Source organism: Acinetobacter sp. YH12068_T (genome assembly GCF_024606005.1).
GTDB lineage: Bacteria > Pseudomonadota > Gammaproteobacteria > Pseudomonadales > Moraxellaceae > Acinetobacter > Acinetobacter amyesii.
Window position 1 is genome coordinate 2,015,328 of record NZ_CP094555.1, and the last position, 21,342, is coordinate 2,036,669.

General features: G+C 41.1%; 22 protein-coding genes. 6 read left to right on the top strand and 16 right to left on the bottom strand.

From position 1 onward, the window contains the following. Positions 1-10 precede the first annotated feature (10 nt). The 11 genes from MST18_RS09785 to MST18_RS09835 all read right to left on the bottom strand — a co-directional run bounded on the left by MST18_RS09785 (position 11) and on the right by MST18_RS09835 (position 9,737). A complete protein-coding gene (locus MST18_RS09785; protein ID WP_180132991.1) occupies positions 11-994 on the bottom strand; it encodes a DNA polymerase III subunit delta' in 984 nt (327 codons plus the stop codon). A 13-nt stretch (positions 995-1,007) separates the two neighbouring features. Beyond that, positions 1,008-1,769 (bottom strand): 3-deoxy-manno-octulosonate cytidylyltransferase, encoded by a 762-nt coding sequence (gene kdsB, locus MST18_RS09790; RefSeq protein ID WP_180077632.1) that lies wholly within the window; start codon positions 1,767-1,769, stop codon positions 1,008-1,010. A gap of 3 nt (positions 1,770-1,772) precedes the next feature. Then, complete coding sequence (gene lpxK, locus MST18_RS09795) at positions 1,773-2,786, bottom strand: tetraacyldisaccharide 4'-kinase (protein WP_180132990.1); 1,014 nt, start codon at positions 2,784-2,786, stop codon at positions 1,773-1,775. 3 nt (positions 2,787-2,789) lie between these two features. Continuing rightward, positions 2,790-4,517 (bottom strand): lipid A export permease/ATP-binding protein MsbA, encoded by a 1,728-nt coding sequence (gene msbA / locus MST18_RS09800; protein ID WP_180132989.1) that lies wholly within the window; start codon positions 4,515-4,517, stop codon positions 2,790-2,792. Further along, positions 4,517-4,939, bottom strand: coding sequence for a biopolymer transporter ExbD (locus tag MST18_RS09805; RefSeq protein WP_078193671.1), 423 nt, complete (start codon positions 4,937-4,939; stop codon positions 4,517-4,519). The genes msbA and MST18_RS09805 overlap by 1 nt, the downstream gene beginning before the upstream one ends. Before the next feature lie 13 nt (positions 4,940-4,952). After that, positions 4,953-5,594, bottom strand: coding sequence for a MotA/TolQ/ExbB proton channel family protein (locus MST18_RS09810; RefSeq protein WP_180132988.1), 642 nt, complete (start codon positions 5,592-5,594; stop codon positions 4,953-4,955). Between the two features lie 32 nt (positions 5,595-5,626). Next, positions 5,627-6,514, bottom strand: coding sequence for a ParB/RepB/Spo0J family partition protein (locus MST18_RS09815; RefSeq protein WP_180084215.1), 888 nt, complete (start codon positions 6,512-6,514; stop codon positions 5,627-5,629). Beyond that, positions 6,511-7,293 carry a ParA family protein gene (locus MST18_RS09820; protein ID WP_078188958.1) on the bottom strand — a complete coding sequence of 261 codons (783 nt, stop codon included), beginning with the start codon at positions 7,291-7,293 and terminating at the stop codon, positions 6,511-6,513. The genes MST18_RS09815 and MST18_RS09820 overlap by 4 nt, the downstream gene beginning before the upstream one ends. Positions 7,294-7,317: 24 nt before the next feature. Beyond that, positions 7,318-7,950 (bottom strand): 16S rRNA (guanine(527)-N(7))-methyltransferase RsmG, encoded by a 633-nt coding sequence (gene rsmG, locus MST18_RS09825; protein ID WP_180132987.1) that lies wholly within the window; start codon positions 7,948-7,950, stop codon positions 7,318-7,320. A gap of 84 nt (positions 7,951-8,034) precedes the next feature. Then, positions 8,035-8,724: an N-acetylmuramate alpha-1-phosphate uridylyltransferase MurU gene (murU, locus tag MST18_RS09830; RefSeq protein WP_180023918.1), complete on the bottom strand. Its 690-nt coding sequence runs from the start codon at positions 8,722-8,724 to the stop codon at positions 8,035-8,037. Then, the gene (locus MST18_RS09835) at positions 8,724-9,737 is read right to left on the bottom strand and encodes an aminoglycoside phosphotransferase family protein (RefSeq protein WP_180023919.1); all 1,014 of its coding nucleotides are present in this window, start codon (positions 9,735-9,737) and stop codon (positions 8,724-8,726) included. Before MST18_RS09835 ends, murU begins: the two co-directional genes overlap by 1 nt. A 120-nt stretch (positions 9,738-9,857) precedes the next feature. Between MST18_RS09835 and MST18_RS09840 the strand changes: the two genes are divergently transcribed. Then, positions 9,858-12,329: an LPS-assembly protein LptD gene (locus MST18_RS09840; protein WP_180132986.1), complete on the top strand. Its 2,472-nt coding sequence runs from the start codon at positions 9,858-9,860 to the stop codon at positions 12,327-12,329. Next, entirely contained in the window at positions 12,329-13,636 is a 1,308-nt protein-coding gene (locus MST18_RS09845; protein WP_180132985.1) for a peptidylprolyl isomerase, read from the top strand. The genes MST18_RS09840 and MST18_RS09845 overlap by 1 nt, the downstream gene beginning before the upstream one ends. 153 nt (positions 13,637-13,789) lie before the next feature. On the opposite strand, the gene hfq is transcribed toward MST18_RS09845, so the two are convergent. The 4 genes from hfq to tsaE all read right to left on the bottom strand — a co-directional run bounded on the left by hfq (position 13,790) and on the right by tsaE (position 17,824). After that, positions 13,790-14,299, bottom strand: coding sequence for an RNA chaperone Hfq (gene hfq, locus MST18_RS09850; RefSeq protein ID WP_168378882.1), 510 nt, complete (start codon positions 14,297-14,299; stop codon positions 13,790-13,792). A gap of 92 nt (positions 14,300-14,391) precedes the next feature. Further along, on the bottom strand, positions 14,392-15,336 hold the full coding sequence (gene miaA / locus MST18_RS09855) for a tRNA (adenosine(37)-N6)-dimethylallyltransferase MiaA (protein WP_180034682.1): 945 nt from the start codon (positions 15,334-15,336) through the stop codon (positions 14,392-14,394). A gap of 6 nt (positions 15,337-15,342) precedes the next feature. Beyond that, a complete protein-coding gene (mutL, locus tag MST18_RS09860; RefSeq protein WP_180059020.1) occupies positions 15,343-17,355 on the bottom strand; it encodes a DNA mismatch repair endonuclease MutL in 2,013 nt (670 codons plus the stop codon). Next, complete coding sequence (gene tsaE, locus MST18_RS09865) at positions 17,345-17,824, bottom strand: tRNA (adenosine(37)-N6)-threonylcarbamoyltransferase complex ATPase subunit type 1 TsaE (RefSeq protein ID WP_111885072.1); 480 nt, start codon at positions 17,822-17,824, stop codon at positions 17,345-17,347. The genes mutL and tsaE overlap by 11 nt, the downstream gene beginning before the upstream one ends. A 135-nt stretch (positions 17,825-17,959) precedes the next feature. Here tsaE and MST18_RS09870 point away from each other — a divergent pair, with 135 nt between their 5' ends. The 3 genes from MST18_RS09870 to MST18_RS09880 all read left to right on the top strand — a co-directional run bounded on the left by MST18_RS09870 (position 17,960) and on the right by MST18_RS09880 (position 19,867). Further along, positions 17,960-18,865, top strand: a complete 906-nt coding sequence (locus MST18_RS09870; RefSeq protein ID WP_180132984.1) for a pseudouridine synthase — start codon at positions 17,960-17,962, stop codon at positions 18,863-18,865. Between the two features lie 112 nt (positions 18,866-18,977). Next, complete coding sequence (locus MST18_RS09875; RefSeq protein WP_078189014.1) at positions 18,978-19,325, top strand: type II toxin-antitoxin system RelB/DinJ family antitoxin; 348 nt, start codon at positions 18,978-18,980, stop codon at positions 19,323-19,325. Positions 19,326-19,423: 98 nt separating this feature from the next. After that, a complete protein-coding gene (locus MST18_RS09880) occupies positions 19,424-19,867 on the top strand; it encodes a GNAT family N-acetyltransferase (protein WP_180132983.1) in 444 nt (147 codons plus the stop codon). Positions 19,868-20,007: 140 nt separating this feature from the next. Here MST18_RS09880 and MST18_RS09885 read toward each other — a convergent pair whose 3' ends face one another. Next, positions 20,008-20,724, bottom strand: coding sequence for a pseudouridine synthase (locus MST18_RS09885; protein ID WP_180132982.1), 717 nt, complete (start codon positions 20,722-20,724; stop codon positions 20,008-20,010). Between the two features lie 151 nt (positions 20,725-20,875). Here MST18_RS09885 and MST18_RS09890 point away from each other — a divergent pair, with 151 nt between their 5' ends. Further along, a complete protein-coding gene (locus MST18_RS09890) occupies positions 20,876-21,331 on the top strand; it encodes a DUF441 domain-containing protein (RefSeq protein ID WP_111885075.1) in 456 nt (151 codons plus the stop codon). Positions 21,332-21,342 lie beyond the last annotated feature (11 nt).

The window sequence follows — 21,342 nt, forward strand, 5'->3', positions numbered from 1 at the left end:
TTCCCCTTAATTAAACATTCATCAGTTTGATGCAAAGCTCATCTACGACCAGATTCCCCTGTACGTTCTGCTCGATGAACCGCTTAGACTGCTGTAATTCTGTATATATCCCAAAGAGTGTTTCGAGTGAATATTGCTCTGCCAACACCCCAAAATCCAAATCTATATTTTTTATGGATTGATTTAGCTTGACACAAATTATATCGGACAACAAGTATTCAAACATTTGACTAAAATCACTAAAACTCAGAGCTTTATTCCACTTTGTCGCAATTGCCATCGGCATGTTTTTTTGTGTCACAAGTTTTAGCCAATCTTGTAGAAACTCTTGGCGCATATTTAACCATTCGCTACTTGCCAATGAAATCGCTTGTAATGGCATTTGACTGGCTAAGTTCATGAGAACTATGCGCTGAGTTTCACCACTATCGGGCAAATGCTGCTGTAAATAAAGTTGTGATTGTTCTGGTTCGATACGATCCAATGCATAGTGCTGCATTCGACTGCGAATTGTTGCTGGCAATTTCAAATAATGCTCTGCCAACAACATAATCACAATCCGTTCGCCCGGCTCTTCCAGTGTCTTCAACAAAGCATTCGATGACGCAATGTTTAATGCTTCAGCAGGCTCAATCAACACAACTCGCCAACCATCCACGGTTTGTTGCACAAAAGGCAACAAATCACGAATTTTTTCGATTTTAATTTTGGCATTTTGCTTTTTATTGTCTTCATCTGTACTGATGTGGACAAAATTTGGATGTGTATCTGACTTTAACCACTGGCAACTCCCACACTCACCACATGGCTCAGTCCGCTCATCACGTTTTTGACACAGCACCCATGCAAGAAATTGTTTTGCAAATGCCTCTTTACCACAGCCTTTTTTGCCATACAAAAGCACGCCATGTCCCAGTTGTGGAAAACGGCTGGTTAATGTATTCCATGTATTTTGCTGCCAAGGGTACACTTGCGCCACAATTTCATTTTGCATAAATCATTTAACCTTATTCGAAGTTTGAAACATCCATTTGGTTCAAACGATCAAGGTCAGATTGAGTGTCTACGCCCGGTGGTAGGTTCGCTTCTGCCACAGCAATGGCAATACGGTGACCATTTTCCAAAACGCGTAATTGTTCAAGGCTTTCTAATTTTTCTAGTACACCCATATCCCAAGTGACATATTCTTGTAGCAGTTTTACGCGGTATGCATATAGGCCTAAATGACGATAAGCCTGATCATGCAAGGTTTGTTCTGCTTGCTTTGCACCATCACGGTCATACGGAATAGTCGCACGGCTGAAATACAGCGCTTGATTGTGCTTTGACATCACCACTTTGACGATACTGTCACGTTGAAACTCATCCAGACTATGAATCGGCTCACAGAGCGTCGACATTGAACATGTCGGCTGATCAACGAGTAATTGTGCAACTTGTTTTACCAATTGAGCGGGAAGCAAAGGTTCATCGCCTTGCACATTGACAATAATGTCATCACTCGCCCAACCTTTGATGCGTGCAACTTCACTTAAACGATCTGTCCCTGATGGATGCTCTGCAGAGGTCAATACCACATCAACCCCTTCCGCACGACATACTGCTGCAATACGTTCATCATCTGTAGCAACACAAAGGTCATCGAATCCTGCAACTTTTTGGGCTTGATCGACCACTCGTAAAATCATCGGACGGCCATGAATTTCAAGCAATGGCTTACCTGGTAAACGAGAACTTGAAAAACGTGCAGGAATAACAATATGTTTCATAAATTAAATGCCTTCGGGAAGTTTCAGACCCAGTTGTTTCAACTGCGCATGCAAAGTTTCATAACACGCAGGTGACAACACTGCATCTACAGGAACAACCCATATTTCTCTTTTAAAATCTGGATTATTTTTAAGGATCGCTAAAATTTTAACTGCATCTTTTTCAGTGGTAATGATGGGATTGGCATCTTCAAACTGCAAATCACTCAGTTCATATTCATAATGATCAGGGAATTCATGACATTGAAATTGATGAATCCCCATGTTTTCGAGGGTTTTATAAAATCGTTGTGGAAAGCCAATACCCACCACGGCATAAAAATCCTTGTTTGCATCAAAAGTCGTCACAAGATCTTTATTAAGTAAATAAGGCTGCGCCGCTTCTAGGTGCATATTCAGTGGAGAACTTGGATCTGCTGAATGCTCAATGACCGTTCCACTGGCAAGGCGCTTTTTCGGTTCACGCAAATAACCTTCGGGTAATAATTTTTCATTGCCTAAACCACGGTTATTATCCAGCACGATCCACTCCAACTGACGTTGAAGCGCCCAATGCTGCAAACCATCATCACAGATGATCAAATCCAATTCATGCTTAGATAGCAGCAACTCAATACTTTGCTGGCGATTTGGACCGACCGCCATTGGCACACCTGTAGATTGAACAATTAAGCTCGGTTCATCACCCACGATTTCAGCCGTCGAGTCCAAATCCACATAGGCTGGAAATGGTCCTTGACCACCATAGCCACGACTGATCACACCAACACGCAGCTTTAAGCTATTTAAATAACTGACCAAGTGGATGAGCAATGGGGTTTTTCCACTTCCACCCACTGTGATATTTCCTATGACCATGACTGGAATAGGCGCTTTATAGCTTTTCTTAATACCTGATTGATAGAGTTTTTTATTGAGTAAAAAGCTGCCACGATAAAGCCATGACAATGGTCTAAACACAACGAGCCACTTTGCCTGTTCATTCCAAGCATCCTGAATCAATTGTGCAAAAGACATGACTTAGTTTTCCTCAAAATTACGCTGATGAAGTTGGTAATATGCACCACGTTGTGCCATCAATTCCGTATGTGAACCTTGTTCAATAATACGCCCTTTATCCATCACTACAATACAGTCTGCATTTTCAATGGTCGATAAACGATGCGCAATCACGATCGTAGTACGATCTTGCATCGCAGCGTCAAATGCTTGCTGAATGAAAAATTCAGACTCATTATCTAGCGCACTGGTCGCTTCATCTAAAATTAAGATCGGTGCATTTTTCAAAATCGCACGCGCAATCGCAATCCGTTGACGTTGACCACCAGACAGATTTAAACCTTGGGCACCCAATGGCGTGTCATAACCTTGCGGTAAGTCCATAATAAAATCATGTGCAAATGCAGCTTTGGCAGCAGCAATGACTTGCTCATCTGTTGCATGCTCGAGTTGACCATAAGCAATATTTTCACGCACAGTACGGTTAAACAAAACCACTTGCTGATTGACCATCGAAATCTGAGTACGCAAGCTATTGAGCTCAATATCATGAATATCATGCTGATCAAGCAACAATTGTCCAGAAGACACCTCTTGGTAACGCACCAACAGATTGACCAGTGAGGTTTTACCAGCACCTGAACGCCCAACCAATGCGACGGTTTGCCCTGCATTGACTTTTAAATTGAAGTCATGAATCGCATGGTGACCATCAGCATAGATCAAATTGACATTTTTAAATTCGACATCACCTTTCAAAGCAGGATTAAGCGTGCCGTTATTTACTTCTTCAGGCATATCTAGCAATTCAAAAACTGAATAAGCTGCTGCCATGCCTCGTTGTAGTTTTTCGTTGACATCCGTCAAGGTTTTAATTGGCTTACTCAGCATACCTGCGGCAGTAATATAGGCAACAAACTCACCTGCTGTTGTATCTTGTAAAATCTCAGGGCGTAGCGCGATATACATCACGATACTGAGCGCGATCGACATAATCAGCTGAACAATCGGGCTATTGAGTTGTTGCACCACGACCATCTTTAAGCCGCGGCGTAAGTTCTCCATTGAGCTTTCATAAAAACGTTTTTGTTCATAATCTTGCCCTGCAAAGCCCTTCACCACCAAATTGCCTTGCACTGTCTCTTGCACCACATGGTTAACATCCCCCATTGTACTTTGTACTTGCATGGATAATTTACGCATGCGTTTCGACGCTTTACGGATGATCAGACCAATAATTGGGCCAAAAATCAAAATACACAGGGTTAAACGCCAATTGGTATAGAGCAAATAACCCAATAATGCGATGGTAATCAGACCCTGTTGTACAATCGTTTTCAGTGACTCAGACGATGCCGCCGTCAACTGTTCAACGTTATACATAATTTTTGCAGTGATATGACCGCTCGAATTATCTAAATAATATTGCGAAGGCAAACGCATAAGTTTTGCGAACACTTGCTGACGAATATTAAAAATTAAGTTTCGAGAAATCACTGCGGTAAAATATCCCCCCATGAACAAACCGAGTCCACGGAAGAACATCAATAAAACCACCAAGAGTGGAAATAAGGTTGTAAAGCTTTGATCTTTGTTTTGAATGGCTTCAATAATGCGTTCCAATAATTTTGCGACAGAAACTTCTGTCGCAGCATTAATACCGAAACCAAGCAAAACCAGCAGGCCGATTCCCCAAAAAGGTTTTAAATAACTTAATAGGCGTAAATAGACCTTAAAATCGTGCTTCACTAATAACCTCGAGTTGGAACTTTGGTACTGATGTTGATATTCACAAATCCAAGTTGACCTGCAACATCCATCACCCGAATCACATCCTGATGTGTTGCTTTTGCATCTGCTGCAATCACAAACATTAAATCACGACGATCATTGGCTGTCTGTTTAATTGCAGTATTCAAATCAGAGACTTCTTTACTCGCCAATGACTGACCATTGACAGAATAATGTCCTGTTGAATCCACCACAACTTCAATCTTTTGATCATAGTTTTTAGGCGGAACACCTTGTGCATCTGGCAAGGTCAGGTTCATTCGACTCATCTGGTTAAAGGTAGTCGAGAGCAACAAGAACACCAAAATGAACATCAAACAGTCAATCATCGGTGTGAGGTTGATATGAATATCTTCAACCTGACGACGTTTAAATTTCATGCGCAGTCTCCACTCAGCTGGCTTTCTGAATGTCCTGACTTTCTACTTCAGGTGTTTTTTTATAAAACAAAGCGGCATGAAATAACGTCGACTGCTGTTCTAACGCAGCCACATATTCCTGAACCAAACGTTGGAAATAGCGATGTGCAAATAATGCAGGTACAGCAATTAACATACCGGCAGCAGTGGTAATCAAGGCTTTAGAAATACCCGGCATCATCAACACTGGATCACTATTGGTGCCTATATCAATCATTAAGAATGCTTCAATAATACCGATCACCGTACCCAACAAACCTAGTAAAGGTGCAACAGCGCTTAAAGTGCCCAAAAAGTTGATATTTTTTTCTAAATAACCAATTTCTTGTGACGCTGTGACTTCCATTTGCGCACGTGCATATTGCTCGTTTTGATCTTTACTAGCGTAACCTGCGCCCAATACACAACCCAATGTACTTTGTTGTAAAGTTGGACTTTGCTTTAGCTGCTGCACCACATCTTTCACCGATGTGTTTACATTCATCATCAAGTCTTTTGGTAACACCATTGATTTCTTTAAACGAATAAAGCGCTCAATGGTAATGGCTACCGTAAAGATCGAACAAATGACGAGCGGGATCATTAACCACCCGCCCGCTTTGACTAATTCCCACATTTGATTTTCCCCAATAAATCGAATTTAAAAAATTATTCAGCTAGACAAATATTTAAAATGCCATCTAGCTCTTCAAGAGTATGGTAGCTAATCACCAGCTTGCCTTTCCCTTGTTTATTATGATCAATTTTCACGTCTGCACTGAAACGATCAGAGAGACGTTGTGTCAGTTGTTGAATGTCTGATGAAACAATTGGTTTAGCTTTTTGTTGTTTTGGTGCATTCAAATCACGAACAAATTGTTCGGTTTGACGTACAGACATACTTTTTTCAATCACCATTTCAGCAACTTTAAGCTGATCTTTGGCTTTTAACGTCAAGATCGCACGTGCATGCCCCATATCGAGCAAACCTTGCTGCATAAAGTCTTTGACTTGATCCGCTAAAGACAAGAGGCGTAGCAAGTTACTAATCGTGGTACGTGCTTTACCGACCGTATCGGCAATCTCTTGATGACTTAAACCGAACTCGTCATGGAAGCGTTGTAAAGCCATAGCTTGATCGATTGGGTTCAAATCTTGACGTTGAATGTTTTCAATCAATGCCAAAGCAATGGCAACTTGGTCACTCAACTCACGAACAATGGCTGGAACTTCGGTTAAACCCGCAAGCTGAGCCGCACGCCAACGACGCTCACCTGCAATAATTTCGTAGGGATGCTTTTCATCTTCGACAGGACGAATCACGATTGGTTGCATGACACCATGCTTTTCAATCGATGCAGCAAGTTCTTGTAAATCTTGTTCTTTAATGAAACGACGCGGTTGATACTCACCACGTTTCAATAAATGCACATCAATTTGTTTTAACTGTCCATGATCTAAAGCTTTTGCTTCGAGCTGTAGTTTTTCTTTTTGGATTGAGCCGAGTAAGGCATCCAGACCACGACCTTTAGCCAGTCCGCGTTTTTTTACGGTCATGCTTTAGTTCCTTTTTTTACTTTGGTTTTTTTTAACATCTCAGCTGCCAAGTTCAAATAAGCAACTGCACCCTTCGAGCTTTTTTCAAAATAAATCACTGGTAAACCGTGCGCAGGCGCTTCAGCCAAACGAATATTACGCGGAATGACCGTGTCATAAAGTTTCTGACCGAAGTATTGTTCAAGCTCAGCAGACACATCACGTGTTAAGGCATTACGCGCATCGTACATGGTACGAAGCACACCCACGATCTCTAGATCAGGGTTTAAAGCTTGCTGAATACGGTCAATGGTTTGGGTTAGGTCAGCCAAACCTTCTAGGGCATAATATTCACACTGCATTGGAATAAGCACAGCACGTACCGCTGCAAGTGCATTGACAGTGATCAAACTTAAACTTGGTGCACAATCGACAATAATATAGTCGAAGTCTTTTTCGACGCTTGCCAATGCTTCACGTAAAATAAACTCACGACCGTCTTGATCTGCAATTGCAAGCTCAACGCCAGCTAAGTCACGGTTTGCACCTAAAACTTTATAGCCCACTTCTGCTTTATAAATAGCGGTTTCAATTGGCACTTCACCAAGTAAGACATCCGTGACTGAATACAACAAATCATTTTTTTGAATGCCCGAACCCATCGTGGCATTGCCTTGTGAATCCATGTCCACAAGTAAAACTCGTTTTTTTAATATGGCTAAAGATGCAGCCAAGTTCACAGCAGTTGTGGTTTTACCTACGCCACCCTTTTGGTTTGCAATCGCAATAATTTGAGCCATGGTAACCCCAGTCCTTTGAAAATTTTAAATACGTTTAAGAAAAATTAAATGACGCTGCTCATCAAGTCGTGGAACTTTTAATGCAACGATATCAATCTTGAAATCACTTTTCAGTGTTTCAACTTCTTCTTCAGGAATTAAGCCTTTCATCGACGCGATAATACTTTGCGCATGCATATACGGTTTAGACGCATCCACAAAATCCGTTAACGATGCAAAAGCACGACTGGTAATCACATCAAACTGCCCCAGTTCATTAATGCTGTCTTCATTTTCGACACGTGTTTGTACCGCAATGACATTTTTTAGTTTTAAGTCAGCAATATATTGTTTTAAGAATCGAATTTTTTTACCGTTGGCATCTAAAAGCACACATTCACGTTCAGGCTGACACAGTGCAATGATCATGCCCGGCATGCCACCACCCGTACCGATATCCAATAAACGACCTGCAGGCAAATCATTTAGGATACTTAAGCTATCCAATAAATGCTTAACCAACATTTCTTTAGGATCACGAATAGCAGTCAAGTTATACGCTTTGTTCCACAGCACTAGGGCATCTTGGTATTTCAGCAATAGATTTAATGCTTCTTCACTCAAATCTAAGCCAAGCTTTTGACTACCTTGCTTTAAGTCTTGAAAAAAAGGATGCATAAAGAAGACATCTCAATAAAAATTAACTGAAGTATACCGATTTCTAAGCCGTGGAACAGTAGCTAACGCTTAGCGAATATGCACTTAATCGTACATGCCTTGGCGAATCTGTAGATCTAGATCACTTAAACGCTCAGGTGTGCCAACATCAACCCACGCAGTTTGCATTTTCTCTGCAGAAATTTTTCCATCCAACATGGCTTGTTTCAATAATGGTGCGAGCGGACGCTTACCAGCTTCCAATCCATCAAACATATTTGGATGTATAACTGCGATTCCGCTATAGGTGAGTGCCTCGCCTGCATGTTCTTGCTCAAAGGTATAACTACGCCCAGCATCCAAGATAAAATCACCCTTAGGATGTTGCGCTGGGTTAGTCACATAGACCAAGTGTGCCAAGTCATCATTTAGCTCAATATTGAGCAAAGCTGAAAAATCGTAGGTCGTCCAAACGTCACCATTCACCAAAATAAACGGTTCTGTCCCAAGCAAAGGTAAAGCATTAATAATGCCACCAGCTGTTTCCAGACCTTCCGCTTCACGTGTCCAGCGAATATTCACACCAAACTGCGAACCATCACCCAAAGTACCAATCAGGATATCTGCAAGCCATGCAGAATTGATGATAATTTCAGTTACGCCAATTTTTTTTAGCTTTTCTATATGCCAAACAATCAGTGGTTTTCCACCCACTTCAAGCAAAGGCTTTGGCTTATACAATGTTAAAGGGCGCATCCGATTTCCGAGACCCGCCGCTAAAATCATGGCTTTCATTATGCAACAACCTCATAAGTGCCGTATTTGGCTTCAAATTTCGGCAATACTTTATCCTGAATAAATTGCATAAAAGGTTGTAATTCTGCATATGGTTTACTTTCTTCAAGTAAATACCACATCACACGAGGCAAATCTTTGAGATAACCTGACTTACCATCACGCTCAAATAAGCGCACAAAAATACCTAAAATTTTGATATGACGTTGAATCGCCATCAGGTCAGCGTCTTGTTTGAATTGCTCAAAGTTACGACCTTCTTTAGCCGATGCAGGTAGCAAATCATAGAACGTCTTAAACCATGCATAAACACGATCTGCATTCCACTGCACATAAGCATCACGAGTAATAGAAATCAAATCATAAGTATCTGCGCCAATCACAGCATCTTGGAAGTCAATCACACCCTGATCTTGCTCACCATCAAGTACCATCAAATTACGGCTATGAAAATCACGATGCACAATCACTTGAGGCTGAGCCAATGCAGCATTGGCTAAGATAGCAAAGGTACGTTTAATCAGTGCCGATTCTTCTTCAGTAGGCTGCACTTGTAGAGATGGCAATAACCAATCGGTTAACAGCTCCATTTCAGAAATCAGCTTTTCATAGGCATATGCAGGAAAATGAGCAGTTCCATCAATTGACTGCAATTGAATCAACTGTTTAAAACTTTGAGCATAATGTGCGTCTACGGTTTGATCATTCAACAACGTCGACAATAAAACATCACCAAAATCTTCTAACAATAAGAAGCCTTGATCGAGGTCTTTGGCCACGATATGTGGTACACGCACGCCATGTGCATCAAAAAATTCATCAATCGACACAAAAGGACCACAATCTTCTTTTTCTGGTGGTGCATCCATGAGCATAAATGTTTTATTATTCAATTTGATTCGTGCATAACGACGGAAGCTTGCATCGCCTGCTAAGAAGTTAATTTCAAATTGATCTGAACCGAGTACAGATGAAATCCATGTTTGTATCAATTGTTCACGTTGTGTATTCATTTGCGATAAATTCTAATACAGGCTGAGTTTTTAAAGTGCTAAGTGTAGCTACTTATCAACTTTTTCTCTATGATGCGACAATAATTAATTGCGATTAAGCATACCTGGTTAATGAGACAAATGAAGCATCAGTTTAAATTTAATCCTTTAGCGACTGCGATCTTAACCCTTCTATGTGGTAGCTCGTTACCAAGCTATGCAGCACCTGTTTCAAACCCGTCCACGGATGACGATACAGAACAACTCAAACAAAGCATTTCAGAAGCTTATCCGGGGCAGCAGTTCTTCGAACAATATTATGTCGATAAATCTGCACCTGAAGCACAGATTCGCAACACCAATCAATTAAGTTCTGCGTTTTGTACAGGCACCTGGATTACCCCAGTTGCTCCAACAACGAAAGCAGTCGCACCTGAAGATGCAACCTCTACCATTACCGCAGACTATGGTCATTTTGACCCGAATGGCGACTCCATTCTTGAAGGTAATGTTCTGATTGACCAAGAAGGTCGTCAAATTCGTGCCGATCAAATCAAAATTGATAAAACCCAAACCTATGCCAATGCTTCTGGCCGCGTACAAATGGCACAGTCAGGGCTGATTTCTCAAAGCGATTCAATAGATTACAATTTAAAAACCCAACAGGGTGATTTAAATAACAGCTTCTTTATTGCTGAACAGCAGCATGCGCATGGTCGTGCTGAAAAAATTTCACGTACTTCAACCGAAACACTCGAATTAGAAAACGCTGTTTATACCACTTGTCCACCCGATGAAAAACCAACGTGGAAAATTCAAGCAGACAAAATTAAGCTGAATCAAGAAACTGGTCGTGGTGAAACCAAAGGAACAACACTTTATGTAAAAGATGTTCCTGTCATGGCTGTACCCTACTTCAACTTCCCGATTGATGACCGCCGTACCACAGGTATTTTGACCCCAAGCTTTGGTTTTACCAATGACGGTGGTATTGAGCTTGCAGTACCGATTTATCTGAATCTTGCACCAAACTATGATGCTACGGTAACACCACGTTATATTGCAGACCGCGGTCCAATGATGGAAGGCGAATTCCGTTATTTGACCAAAAACTTTGGTTCAGGGATGGTGTGGGGTGGTTATTTACCATCCGACCAAAAGTATGGCGATCAAGATCGTAAAGATTTACATTTCCTACATAACTGGAAAATTAACGATCAATTTACAACCAATTTAGAATACAATTATGCATCTGATAAAGACTATTTCTCAGATCTCAATAATAATCCAAACTCAAAAACTGACCTGAACTTACGCCGTGCATGGGAACTCAATTATAAAAATGGTATCCCTGGCCTAAAAGCACAGCTCAAAGTGGAAGACTTCCAAACACTGGATAAAACTGTCAGTGATGAAGACCGTCCATATGCGCGCTTGCCGCAATTCCTACTGAACTACAAGACTGGTAATCCGCTCGGCTTACAGTACGAATTTAACAACGATACGGCTTACTTCAAAAAGAACTTACGTAGTAATAATATTCCAAGCAATACTGGCGATTCGCCAATGTATGAGCCAAGCGGCGCACGTATTTATAACGACTTTAGTGTACGTTATAACTATCGTAACCCATGGTCTTTTGTAATACCAGAAGTGTCTATTCGCAACGTCAACACGATTTACGATCAAGACACCGTTAATGCACAAAACATTAGTTCATCAAATGAAAGTAAATCGGTCGTTGTACCGCAATTCACTTTAGATGCGGGTCTTGTGATGGAGCGCGAAGGTCGTTATCTTCAAACCTTAACGCCACGCTTCTTCTATGCGTATTCTCCATACAAAAACCAAGACACTAATCCGAACTTTGACTCAACTACAGCGTCAATTAATTATGACCAGTTATTTAGTCCGCGTCGGTTCTATGGTAATGACCGTTTAGAAGACAACAACTTCGCATCTCTAGGCTTGAGCTATAGTTTATTTGATGATGTTGGTCTTGAGCGTTTAAAAGCCAGCGTTGGTCAAAGTTTCTATTTTGAAGACCGTCGTGTCACACTGAACAACGTCTCTGATAAATTTGATACCGAACGCCATACCGGCCCTGTCGTGAGCATTTCTAGCCAACTATCTGACAGCATCAGTGTGAATGCCAATTCAGCATGGATGGCGAATGGTGATAATGCTCAGCGCGATATTCAAATGTATTACACAGGAAATAAAGGCAATTTATACAATGTCGGTTATTTCTATCGTAAAGACATTCCGAACCGCCAAGACAGCTATGACCAAGCAGTAGCATCGTTTATTCAACCTTTACACAATAACTGGCGTATTATCGGTCATGCACAATATGACCTCGACAACAGTATTGCGCGTGAATATTTACTTGGTGTGAACTACGAGTCATGCTGCTGGGGTGTTTCAGTTTATGGTCGTTCGTACTATAACGATTTAGATGATGTAACATCTTCAGATGTTAAACCAAAACGTGCCATTATGGCGGAGTTCACCCTAAAAGGTTTAGGTGGCTTCAACAATAAATTAACCTCTTTGCTTGAAAACAGAGTGTTGGGTTTTAACAATATTAATCAATCTTGGACAGAACGTTAATGAAGACAAAACAGTTAAAACAAATTTTTAAAGCGTCAGCCTTGGCACTTTGCCTATCGACTTCTGTATCTGTATTTGCTGCTGCGCAACCTAAAGATGAAATTGTAGCTGTCGTTGACAATAGCGTGATTCTACGTAGTGATCTTGATCAAAGCATTGCCGAGATCACTCACCAACTTCAAGCAAAAAAACAAACCGTCCCACCGACTGAATATTTGCAGCAACAAGCTTTAGAACAGCTGATTTCGCGTCAAGCACAGCTTGAACAAGTGAAACGCTATAATGTCAAAGCGGATGAAAAATCGCTCAATGAAGCCGTACTTAAAGTTGCAAAAGACGCAGGCTCCCCAAGTTTAGAAGCGTTTCAGCAAAAATTAGATGCTGTTGCGCCAAATACCTATGCAGGTTTACGTGCACGCATCGCTGAAGACATCGCGTTACAACGTCTACGCCAACAGTTGGTCACTTCTCGCATTCAAATCAGTGACCAAGATGTGAAAAACTTCTTAAGCTCACCACAAGGTCAAGCTGCGTTAGGTAATCAAGTTCATGTCTTACATGTACGTGTAGCTAGCAGTGATAATGCCGTTAAAATCGCGGAAGACATTCGTAAAGAACTTGCAGCAAGCAACGATGTAAAAGCGATTACTAGCAAATACAGTACCAAAGATATTAAAGTTGACGGTGCCGATATGGGCTTCCGCAACTTATCTGATATTCCAGATGAACTTGCTGCACGTGTAGCTCCTTTGCAAGTTGGTCAAACCACTGAACTAATTTCAGTACGTGATGGCGTTCATGTTTTAAAATTGGTCGACCGTAAAAGTGGCGAACAAAAAGCCATTGTTCCTCAATACCAAACTCGCCATATCCTGATTCAACCATCTGAGGTCGTGAGTCCTGAAAATGCCAAGCAAATGATCGACAACTTGTATAATCGCCTGCAAAAGGGTGAAGATTTTGCGGTCTTGGCTTCAACGTTCTCGAATGACACTGGTTCTGCTGCCAATGGTGGTAGTTTAGGTTGGGTTAGCCCAGGTGTGATGGTTCCAGAATTTGAAGCAATGATGAAATCAACAGCGAAAGGTGAAATCAGCAAGCCTTTTCAGTCACAGTTTGGTTGGCACATCCTTCAAGTGACCGATACACGTCAACAAGATATGACACATGAAGTACAAGAACGTATGGCCCGTCAGATTTTAGGTGAACGTCAATTTGACACTGAACTGGACAGCTGGTTACGTGAAATTCGCAACAATGCCTATGTTGAAATTAAAGATCCTACTCTAGATCGTAAAAAGAAATAAGTGAATAAACAAAAAACCAGCTTCGGCTGGTTTTTTTATGTCGATTCTTATCATCATTCAGCACTTTAGTAATTATTACATACCCTTTGTGAAAACAATCTACTCTTTTATAGGCAAAAAAAACCTCCCATTTGGGAGGTTTTTTTAATTCAATTAACGATTATTGTTTTCGTCGTCTTGAGCATCTTCAAATTTAGTTTCGCCATCAAAACCAGCATTTTGACCGCCGAAGCCACTTTGACCGCCAAAGCCACCTTGACCACCGAAGCCACCTTGAGAGCCAAAACCACCTTGACCACCGAAGCCACCTTGGCCACCGAAGCCACCTTGACCACCGAAGCCACCTTGACCACCAAAGCCGCCTTGGCCACCAAAGCCACCTTGTTGACCGCCGAAGCCGCCTTGTTGACCACCGAAGCCGGCAGCGCCTTGAGCACCAGCAGGAGCACCAGCAGGACGTGGGTTACGTGCCGGAACAACAGTTGAAATAGCGTGTTTGTAAACCATTTGGCTTACAGTATTTTTTAATAAAACAACGTATTGGTCGAAAGATTCAATATGACCTTGTAATTTAATACCGTTGACAAGGAAGATCGACACAGGAATACGTTCTTTACGGAGAGAATTTAAGAACGGATCTTGTAAAGTTTGACCTTTAGACATGTTATAACTCCAAAAAATAATAAAAATCAGCGCAAAAGCTACCTTTACTTTTCAATTAAAAATTATCAAAAAGGTAGTCTGTAAATTTTGCTTTATCCGTAGCACTTTCGCAAGTCTTCTTGAGCCTGCTGCGCAGTTAAATATGTAGTAAATTTATGCGTTTCTTGCAAAGATCTTAACCAAGTATATTGACGTTTTGCAAGTTGTCGTGTTGCAAAAAGTGCCTTATCCTCCATTTCACGCTGTTTTTCGCTACTTTGATCACTATTTTTCAAAAAATCTAAAGCTTGACGATATCCAACTGAGCGCATAGAGGGTAAATTTTCATCTAAATCGTATTTTTCAATGAGAGCTTTCACTTCATTTAAAAATCCAATTTCCCACATTGTTTTTAGACGTTGAGCTATACGCTCATGTAATTCTAATCGGTCTGGCAATAATGCGTAATTATGAAAATTGTAACGGTATGGTACGTTTTTAGGTTGCTCAGCTTGTAACTGCGTAATGGGTTTACCTGTTAATTTAAAAACTTCGAGCGCACGGATAATTCGTTGCTTATCACTCGGTTTAAATTTTTCACCTGCCAATGGGTCTACATTGCACAGTTCTGCATATACAGCATCCCAACCTTGCGACTCAGCTTTGGCTTCAATTTCAGCACGTACAGCATAGTCTGCACTTGGTAAGTTTGAAGACAACCCTTCCAATAAAGCCTTGTAATACAACATTGTACCACCGACTAAAATCGGTGTTTTACCTCGTACATGCATATCATCAATCAGTACACACGCATCTTCCACAAAGTTCGCTGCCGAATACACTTCTAGCGGACTGATAATATCAATCAAATGATGTGGATATTTCTCCAACTCAGCTTTACTCGGCTTGGCCGTACCAATATCCATATCCTGAAAAACCAAAGCAGAATCGACTGAAATTAATTCGAATCCACCTTGCTCGTATAACTCACATGCCAAGGCGGTTTTACCGCTTGCAGTTGGTCCCATTAAGTTGATGACCGGCAATTGATTTGACATGTAAAACTACTCTCCCCGAGCAAAAAGTTTATCTAGCTGTGCCAATGGAAACGCACGCCACGTCGGACGCCCATGGTTACATTGGCTGGCAAATTCAGTTTGTTCCATCTGACGCAGTAATGCATTCATTTCAGATAGACTTAAAATACGGTGTGCGCGTACAGCGCCATGACAGGCCATGCCTGCCAATATTTGATCACGCTTTTGTAGTAACCCTGCAACCTGATCACTTGGGTCTAAATCATTTAATAAATCTGGAATCAGCGCATCAAAGTCTGCTTTATGCAAAATGGCAGGAACACCACGAACAATGACTTGCTCATCGCCATATTGGTCTATTTCTAAACCTAGGCGTGCCAATTGTTCTTTGAGCTCATCGACGCGCATCGCTTGCATCCGACTGATACTGACGACTTTAGGAATCAGCAATTGCTGTGATGTCCAAAACTCAGGTTTATCCCAAGCCGTTTTCATTTGTTGTAAAACAATGCGCTCATGCGCCGCATGCATATCAACAATGATTAAACCTTCGGTGTTTTGGGCCAAAATATAAATACCATGCAATTGCGCAATGGCAATCCCCAAAGGATGCTCATCGACTTTCTGCTGAATATGTTCAGCCAAAGAAGTATCAGGATCATTTGAAGACTCAGTTTGACGTAAAGGCGCTAAATAACTTTGCAATGCATTATTGAGCTGTCTGGAACCCGCTATATTTGACTGATATCCAGTGCTATTGTTCGATGCATTTGAATTTTGCTGTGTATACCCTTCTTGCCCTGTTGACGCATGATTTGAAGCATATTGCACAGCAGCTGGCGAACTAAAATCAGTAAGCCCGCCTGCGATCTCTGGACTGACAAAATTTGTGCCTTGCTCTGCAACTGGCTGAGGTTGATGTAATGAAAATTGTTCCTGATGACGCGGCTGCGGAATAATATTTTCGTGTGCCTGCCCATCAAGTTTCATTGCAGAGGACAATTCGGCGGTCGCGGTTTGAAATTGCGCTAAAGTCGATTTGACAAAATGGCGCACAAACTCATGTACTTCACGTTGATTTAGAAAACGTATTTCATGCTTGGTTGGATGCACATTCACATCGATATTTTCTGGATCAACTTCCATAAATAACAAATAAGCCGCATGTTGATGTCCATGCAAAATACCATCATAGGCCATGCGAAGTGCATGTGAAACGGTCTTGTCTTTTACGATACGTCCATTCACATAGACATATTGCATATCGGCCTGCGCACGTGCATCTGAAGGATGGCCTAACCAACCACTGAGACGCATATTGACGCTATCAGCATCTATCCAGTACGCATTTTCAGTAAATTGACGGCCTAATAATTGTTGCACCCGCTGAAAACGCAGCGCACCACTATCTGCAATAGGCAAGTTCAGCTTAATGCTATTGTTATGCTCAAGGACAAAACGTATATCAAAATGGGTCAGTGCCAAACGACGGACAATTTCTTCGATATGTCCAAACTCAGTCCCCGGTTTTTTGAGGAACTTACGCCGTGCAGGCACATTAAAAAATAAATCTTGCACACGGATGGTGGTGCCTTGCGTCGCTGCCACAGGCTGAATTTCTTGCGAATCAAATGCGGTGCCATTTACTTCGACCTGATAGCCTACACCGTCATCATTTTGGCTACTGGTCAATGTCAAACGAGACACCGCAGCGATCGAAGCCAAGGCTTCCCCACGAAAACCTAGACTTACAATGGCATGCAAATCTTCAGCAGTTTGGATTTTACTTGTGGCATGGCGCATGACCGCCAAAGGTAGATCTTCAGGGTGAATACCCCGACCATTGTCTATTATTTCAATCAGTGTACTGCCGCCTTGTTCAATACGAACAATCAGCTCAGTCGCCCCTGCATCAATGGCATTTTCCAGTAATTCTTTGACCACAGAAGCAGGACGTTCAATCACTTCCCCTGCGGCAATTTGGTTGGCTAAGGCAGGATCAAGCGTTCGAATGCGGCGGGCACTGATTTCATTCAGCATGGTTAAATTTTTGCTCCAAAGCGTTTTGCAAAGTTTCTGAAGAAGAGCTTAAAGTCGCTGTACGGGTGCTTTCATCCGCAGACTTTTCAATATTAATAATTAAATCAGCCTCAGGGATTTCGTCGCCCCCTTTAGATGGCCATTCAAATAAAAATAGGGCGTTCGGCGTTTCTAAATAATCACGGATACCCATAAGTTCAAGCTCATAAGGGTCATTCAGACGATATAAATCAAAATGAAAAATATCTTGTCCTTGAATATTGTAAGGTTCAACCAATGTATAGGTTGGACTTTTTACCGCACCTTGATGACCCAAGTGTTGTAAAAAATAACGTGTTAACGTGGTCTTTCCTGCACCCAAGTCACCAATTAAATACGCTACACCCGTCGTAAAATGCGTCGCCAGTACGGTAGCTAAGTTTTGGGTATCGACTTCACTATTAAGTTCCAGACTGAATGAATACTGCATATTACTCACAACATGTACATAAGAATTAAATATGATAGCATCGCACTGGCTAAAATGGATATGTTCACACTATAGATTGAGCATTTTTCATGATGTGTTCTCTGCTTTATTTGCTCAGTTTTTAGATCTTTCTTCATGCACAGTTTTGAATTTACTCCCCCAATGATCAATGGTGTTAGTGCCAGTAAAGTCTTCCTTGACGGTCAACACACACAAGCCACAACGGTCTATGCATATTTGTGTGAGCAATTTCCTCATATCCAAGCAGCAGAGTGGCAACAACGATTTAAGGATGGTCTAGTCTATGCTGCTAATGGTGACGTTTTAACACTAGACAGTCATTTTGAAGCCAATCGTCATGTTTATTATTATCGATTCTTAGCGTATGAAATCCATGTTCCCTTTGAGCATCAGATTTTATTTGAAAATGATCATTTCATCGTGGTCGATAAACCGCATTTTCTCACCATGAGTCCGACCGGTCAGTATGTACAAGAAACCTTGTTGGTTCGACTCAAAAAACAAACGCAGCTTGAACACCTGACACCGATTCATCGTTTAGATCGTGAAACTGCCGGTGTGGTTCTCTTCTCCAAATGTGTCGAAAGCCGTGGGCTATATCAACAGATGTTTGCCAAGCGGCAAGTTAAAAAAACCTATCATGCCATTGCAGCTTTTCGAGATGACTTAAATTTCCCAATCACAACTCGCTATCGTATGGAAAAAGGTCAGCCTTTTTATACAATGCAACTGGTAGATGGTGAGCCAAATAGTGAAACATACATTAAGCTCCTCCAGCAGCATGGAAACCATGCAAAGTATGAATTAAAGCCCCATACCGGCAAGCAACACCAACTTCGTGTGCATTTAAATGCTTTGGGCATTCCAATTCAAAATGACCCCTTTTATCCAGTAGTACAACATAAGGCAGATGACGATTTCAGCCAACCTTTACAACTACTTGCGAAACAGCTTGAGTTTATCGATCCTGTGACAGAGCAGGCTTTTCAATTCAGTTCTGCCTATGAATTGACACTGTAAATCTATTGTCATTACATTAAATTGATAAAATACTGCCAAACTTTCTTGAATTTATAACAGTTTTGATTAGAATAAATGCGAAAAGTTAAGTATTTAAAAGCTTTCTAAGAATATGAGAAAAACTGAAGTCTACCAAATCCGTCTCGATTCACAGGAAAAGAAACAGGCCTTTGCCGTGTTTAAACAATTAGGCATTACACCTGCACAGGCTGTACGTCTATTCTTTAAACAAGTTGTTTTAACCAAATCGATCCCCTTCTCTATTGAAAACCAAAATATCAATATTGAACAATTGATTAAGTTACGCAAATTAAAACAACAAGAAGCCCAAGCTATTTCAACCACTGAAATTAGTCCTGCGGAATTAGAAATTTTGAATAATGATCCATTACTAGATGATGATCATCTCGACTTGTTTGAAGAACTCAATGCAATTTTGGGTGAAGGTGACAAAACTTAACACTGTCGCATTTATAAACAATTTATAAATCAACCAATTTCGAAAATTCGATATGCTTCATGCAAGACTAATAAAAATAGCATGGAGTATAGAAAAAAATGATTGTTCGACGCGCAACAGAAGTAGACCTTCATCCACTTGCTGTTTTATTTGATGAATATCGCCAATTTTATGGCACCTCTTCTAATCTTGATATCTCATATAAATTTCTAAGACAACGTTTTGAAAATAATGAAAGCGTAATTTTTATTTGTCTAAAAGATGAAGTGATTACTGGGTTTATCTTACTGTATTTAGGCTTTTCATCTGTGGCTTGTTCAACCTACTATATTTTAGATGATGTCTATGTCAGCCCTGTATATCGTCGTCAGGGTTCAGCCAAACAATTGATCGATACCGCAGTTCTCTTTGCACAACATGAAGGTGCGCTTCGAATCAGCCTCGAAACTCAAAAAAATAACTATCACTCACATCAACTCTATGAATCGATGGGCTTCATTAAAGATGATGAATTTCAAACCTATCATTACTTTATTCGCTAATGCTCTGCTAGGCATTAAAAACATCATCAACGCATATTAGAAACGCATCTTTAAATCAATAATTAGCAGACATATTTAGGGGTTTTAATACCGCACATTCATCCTTTGAATAATGAAGTATCAAAGCCCAGTACACATTACTATGCAGTGACATTTTCACGAAATTTCGATTGTTCAATTTGCACTGCATTTAAATAGATCCACTCACCCTCAGCGAGATCATCAAGCTTTAATTGTCCAATTTGAGCACGATGTAAAGTTTCAACTTTATTACCGACAGCCGCCAACATCCGCTTCACTTGATGATATACCCCTTGATGAACAGTCATTTGTAATTGCTGTGAAGCCAATAGCTGCACATCGGTTGCAGCGAAAATCCCTTTTTCGTTTCGCAGCTCCACGCCTTGTTGCAATTGTTGCATTTGCTCAGGCGTCACAGGATCTGCGGTATGCATCGAATACACTTTGGCAACATGCTTTTTAGGATGTGTCAGGGCTTGCAGATATTGACCATCATCCGTGAGCAGCAACAGTCCAGTGGTGTCTTGATCCAGCCGCCCTACGCATTGCAAACCACGATTTAACAGCACATCATCAAATAATTCAAAAACACTAAAATGATGGGTTGCCTGATGCGAACATTCATAACCTTTGGGTTTATTTAACGCAATATATATATGCTCACGATAGACATAGTCCTGACCATTCACACTGTAGCTTAAATCATTTAAGTCCAGTTTTTGCTTTGGATTATCTACAATCTCACCGCGTATTTCGACCGCACCATTTTTAATCAACTGTTGGCAATATTTGCGCGAACCAAAACCTTGTGATTGCAGCATTTTTTCCAAAAACATAGAACAACCTAATAAACACCATATATTGCTATTTTATACTGAACACCGAGCCAACTTGCAGGAAAAATAGTAGAAATAATCTTGAACGCCAGTTTTTAATGTTTCTGCGCTACACTATTGATTATTTATTGAAGTTTCTCACGAATATCCTATGTCTCAGTTGGATTTAAATCTGATCGTGTTATTGGTGTTATTGGCTTGTGGCATCTTTAGCCACAATACAGCGATCACCATAGCTGCAGGTGTCTTGATTGTTTTCCGCATCACGCCTTTAAGTGAATTTTTCCCCTATCTGCAACAATATGGCTTAAACATTGGCATTATTATTTTAACCATTGGCGTACTCACGCCGATCGCTAGCGGAAAAATTCCTGGTGATTCGATTTTAAAATCCTTTTTAAGTTGGAAATCCCTCGTCGCAATCGCCATTGGCATCTTTGTCGCATGGCTAGGCGGACGTGGTGTCAAACTGATGTCCAATCAGCCAGATGTAGTTGCCGGACTATTAATTGGGACAGTCGCAGGTGTTGCCATGCTGCGTGGTGTACCTGTCGGCCCACTCATTGCAGCAGGCATCTTGTCGCTACTGATTGGGATTAAACAATAAGGCCGTTGCTG

Bases quoted from the DNA above. Each gene is read 5' to 3' on its own strand.
- MST18_RS09785 (WP_180132991.1), bottom strand. From the start codon at position 994: ATGCAAAATGAAATTGTGGCGCAAGTGTACCCTTGGCAGCAAAATACA.
- kdsB (WP_180077632.1), bottom strand. From the start codon at position 1,769: ATGAAACATATTGTTATTCCTGCACGTTTTTCAAGTTCTCGTTTACCA.
- lpxK (WP_180132990.1), bottom strand. From the start codon at position 2,786: ATGTCTTTTGCACAATTGATTCAGGATGCTTGGAATGAACAGGCAAAG.
- MST18_RS09805 (WP_078193671.1), bottom strand. From the start codon at position 4,939: ATGAAATTTAAACGTCGTCAGGTTGAAGATATTCATATCAACCTCACA.
- MST18_RS09810 (WP_180132988.1), bottom strand. From the start codon at position 5,594: ATGTGGGAATTAGTCAAAGCGGGCGGGTGGTTAATGATCCCGCTCGTC.
- MST18_RS09815 (WP_180084215.1), bottom strand. From the start codon at position 6,514: ATGACCGTAAAAAAACGCGGACTGGCTAAAGGTCGTGGTCTGGATGCC.
- MST18_RS09820 (WP_078188958.1), bottom strand. From the start codon at position 7,293: ATGGCTCAAATTATTGCGATTGCAAACCAAAAGGGTGGCGTAGGTAAA.
- rsmG (WP_180132987.1), bottom strand. From the start codon at position 7,950: ATGCATCCTTTTTTTCAAGACTTAAAGCAAGGTAGTCAAAAGCTTGGC.
- murU (WP_180023918.1), bottom strand. From the start codon at position 8,724: ATGAAAGCCATGATTTTAGCGGCGGGTCTCGGAAATCGGATGCGCCCT.
- MST18_RS09835 (WP_180023919.1), bottom strand. From the start codon at position 9,737: ATGAATACACAACGTGAACAATTGATACAAACATGGATTTCATCTGTA.
- MST18_RS09840 (WP_180132986.1), top strand. From the start codon at position 9,858: ATGAAGCATCAGTTTAAATTTAATCCTTTAGCGACTGCGATCTTAACC.
- MST18_RS09845 (WP_180132985.1), top strand. From the start codon at position 12,329: ATGAAGACAAAACAGTTAAAACAAATTTTTAAAGCGTCAGCCTTGGCA.
- hfq (WP_168378882.1), bottom strand. From the start codon at position 14,299: ATGTCTAAAGGTCAAACTTTACAAGATCCGTTCTTAAATTCTCTCCGT.
- miaA (WP_180034682.1), bottom strand. From the start codon at position 15,336: ATGTCAAATCAATTGCCGGTCATCAACTTAATGGGACCAACTGCAAGC.
- mutL (WP_180059020.1), bottom strand. From the start codon at position 17,355: ATGCTGAATGAAATCAGTGCCCGCCGCATTCGAACGCTTGATCCTGCC.
- tsaE (WP_111885072.1), bottom strand. From the start codon at position 17,824: ATGCAGTATTCATTCAGTCTGGAACTTAATAGTGAAGTCGATACCCAA.
- MST18_RS09870 (WP_180132984.1), top strand. From the start codon at position 17,960: ATGCACAGTTTTGAATTTACTCCCCCAATGATCAATGGTGTTAGTGCC.
- MST18_RS09875 (WP_078189014.1), top strand. From the start codon at position 18,978: ATGAGAAAAACTGAAGTCTACCAAATCCGTCTCGATTCACAGGAAAAG.
- MST18_RS09880 (WP_180132983.1), top strand. From the start codon at position 19,424: ATGATTGTTCGACGCGCAACAGAAGTAGACCTTCATCCACTTGCTGTT.
- MST18_RS09885 (WP_180132982.1), bottom strand. From the start codon at position 20,724: ATGTTTTTGGAAAAAATGCTGCAATCACAAGGTTTTGGTTCGCGCAAA.
- MST18_RS09890 (WP_111885075.1), top strand. From the start codon at position 20,876: ATGTCTCAGTTGGATTTAAATCTGATCGTGTTATTGGTGTTATTGGCT.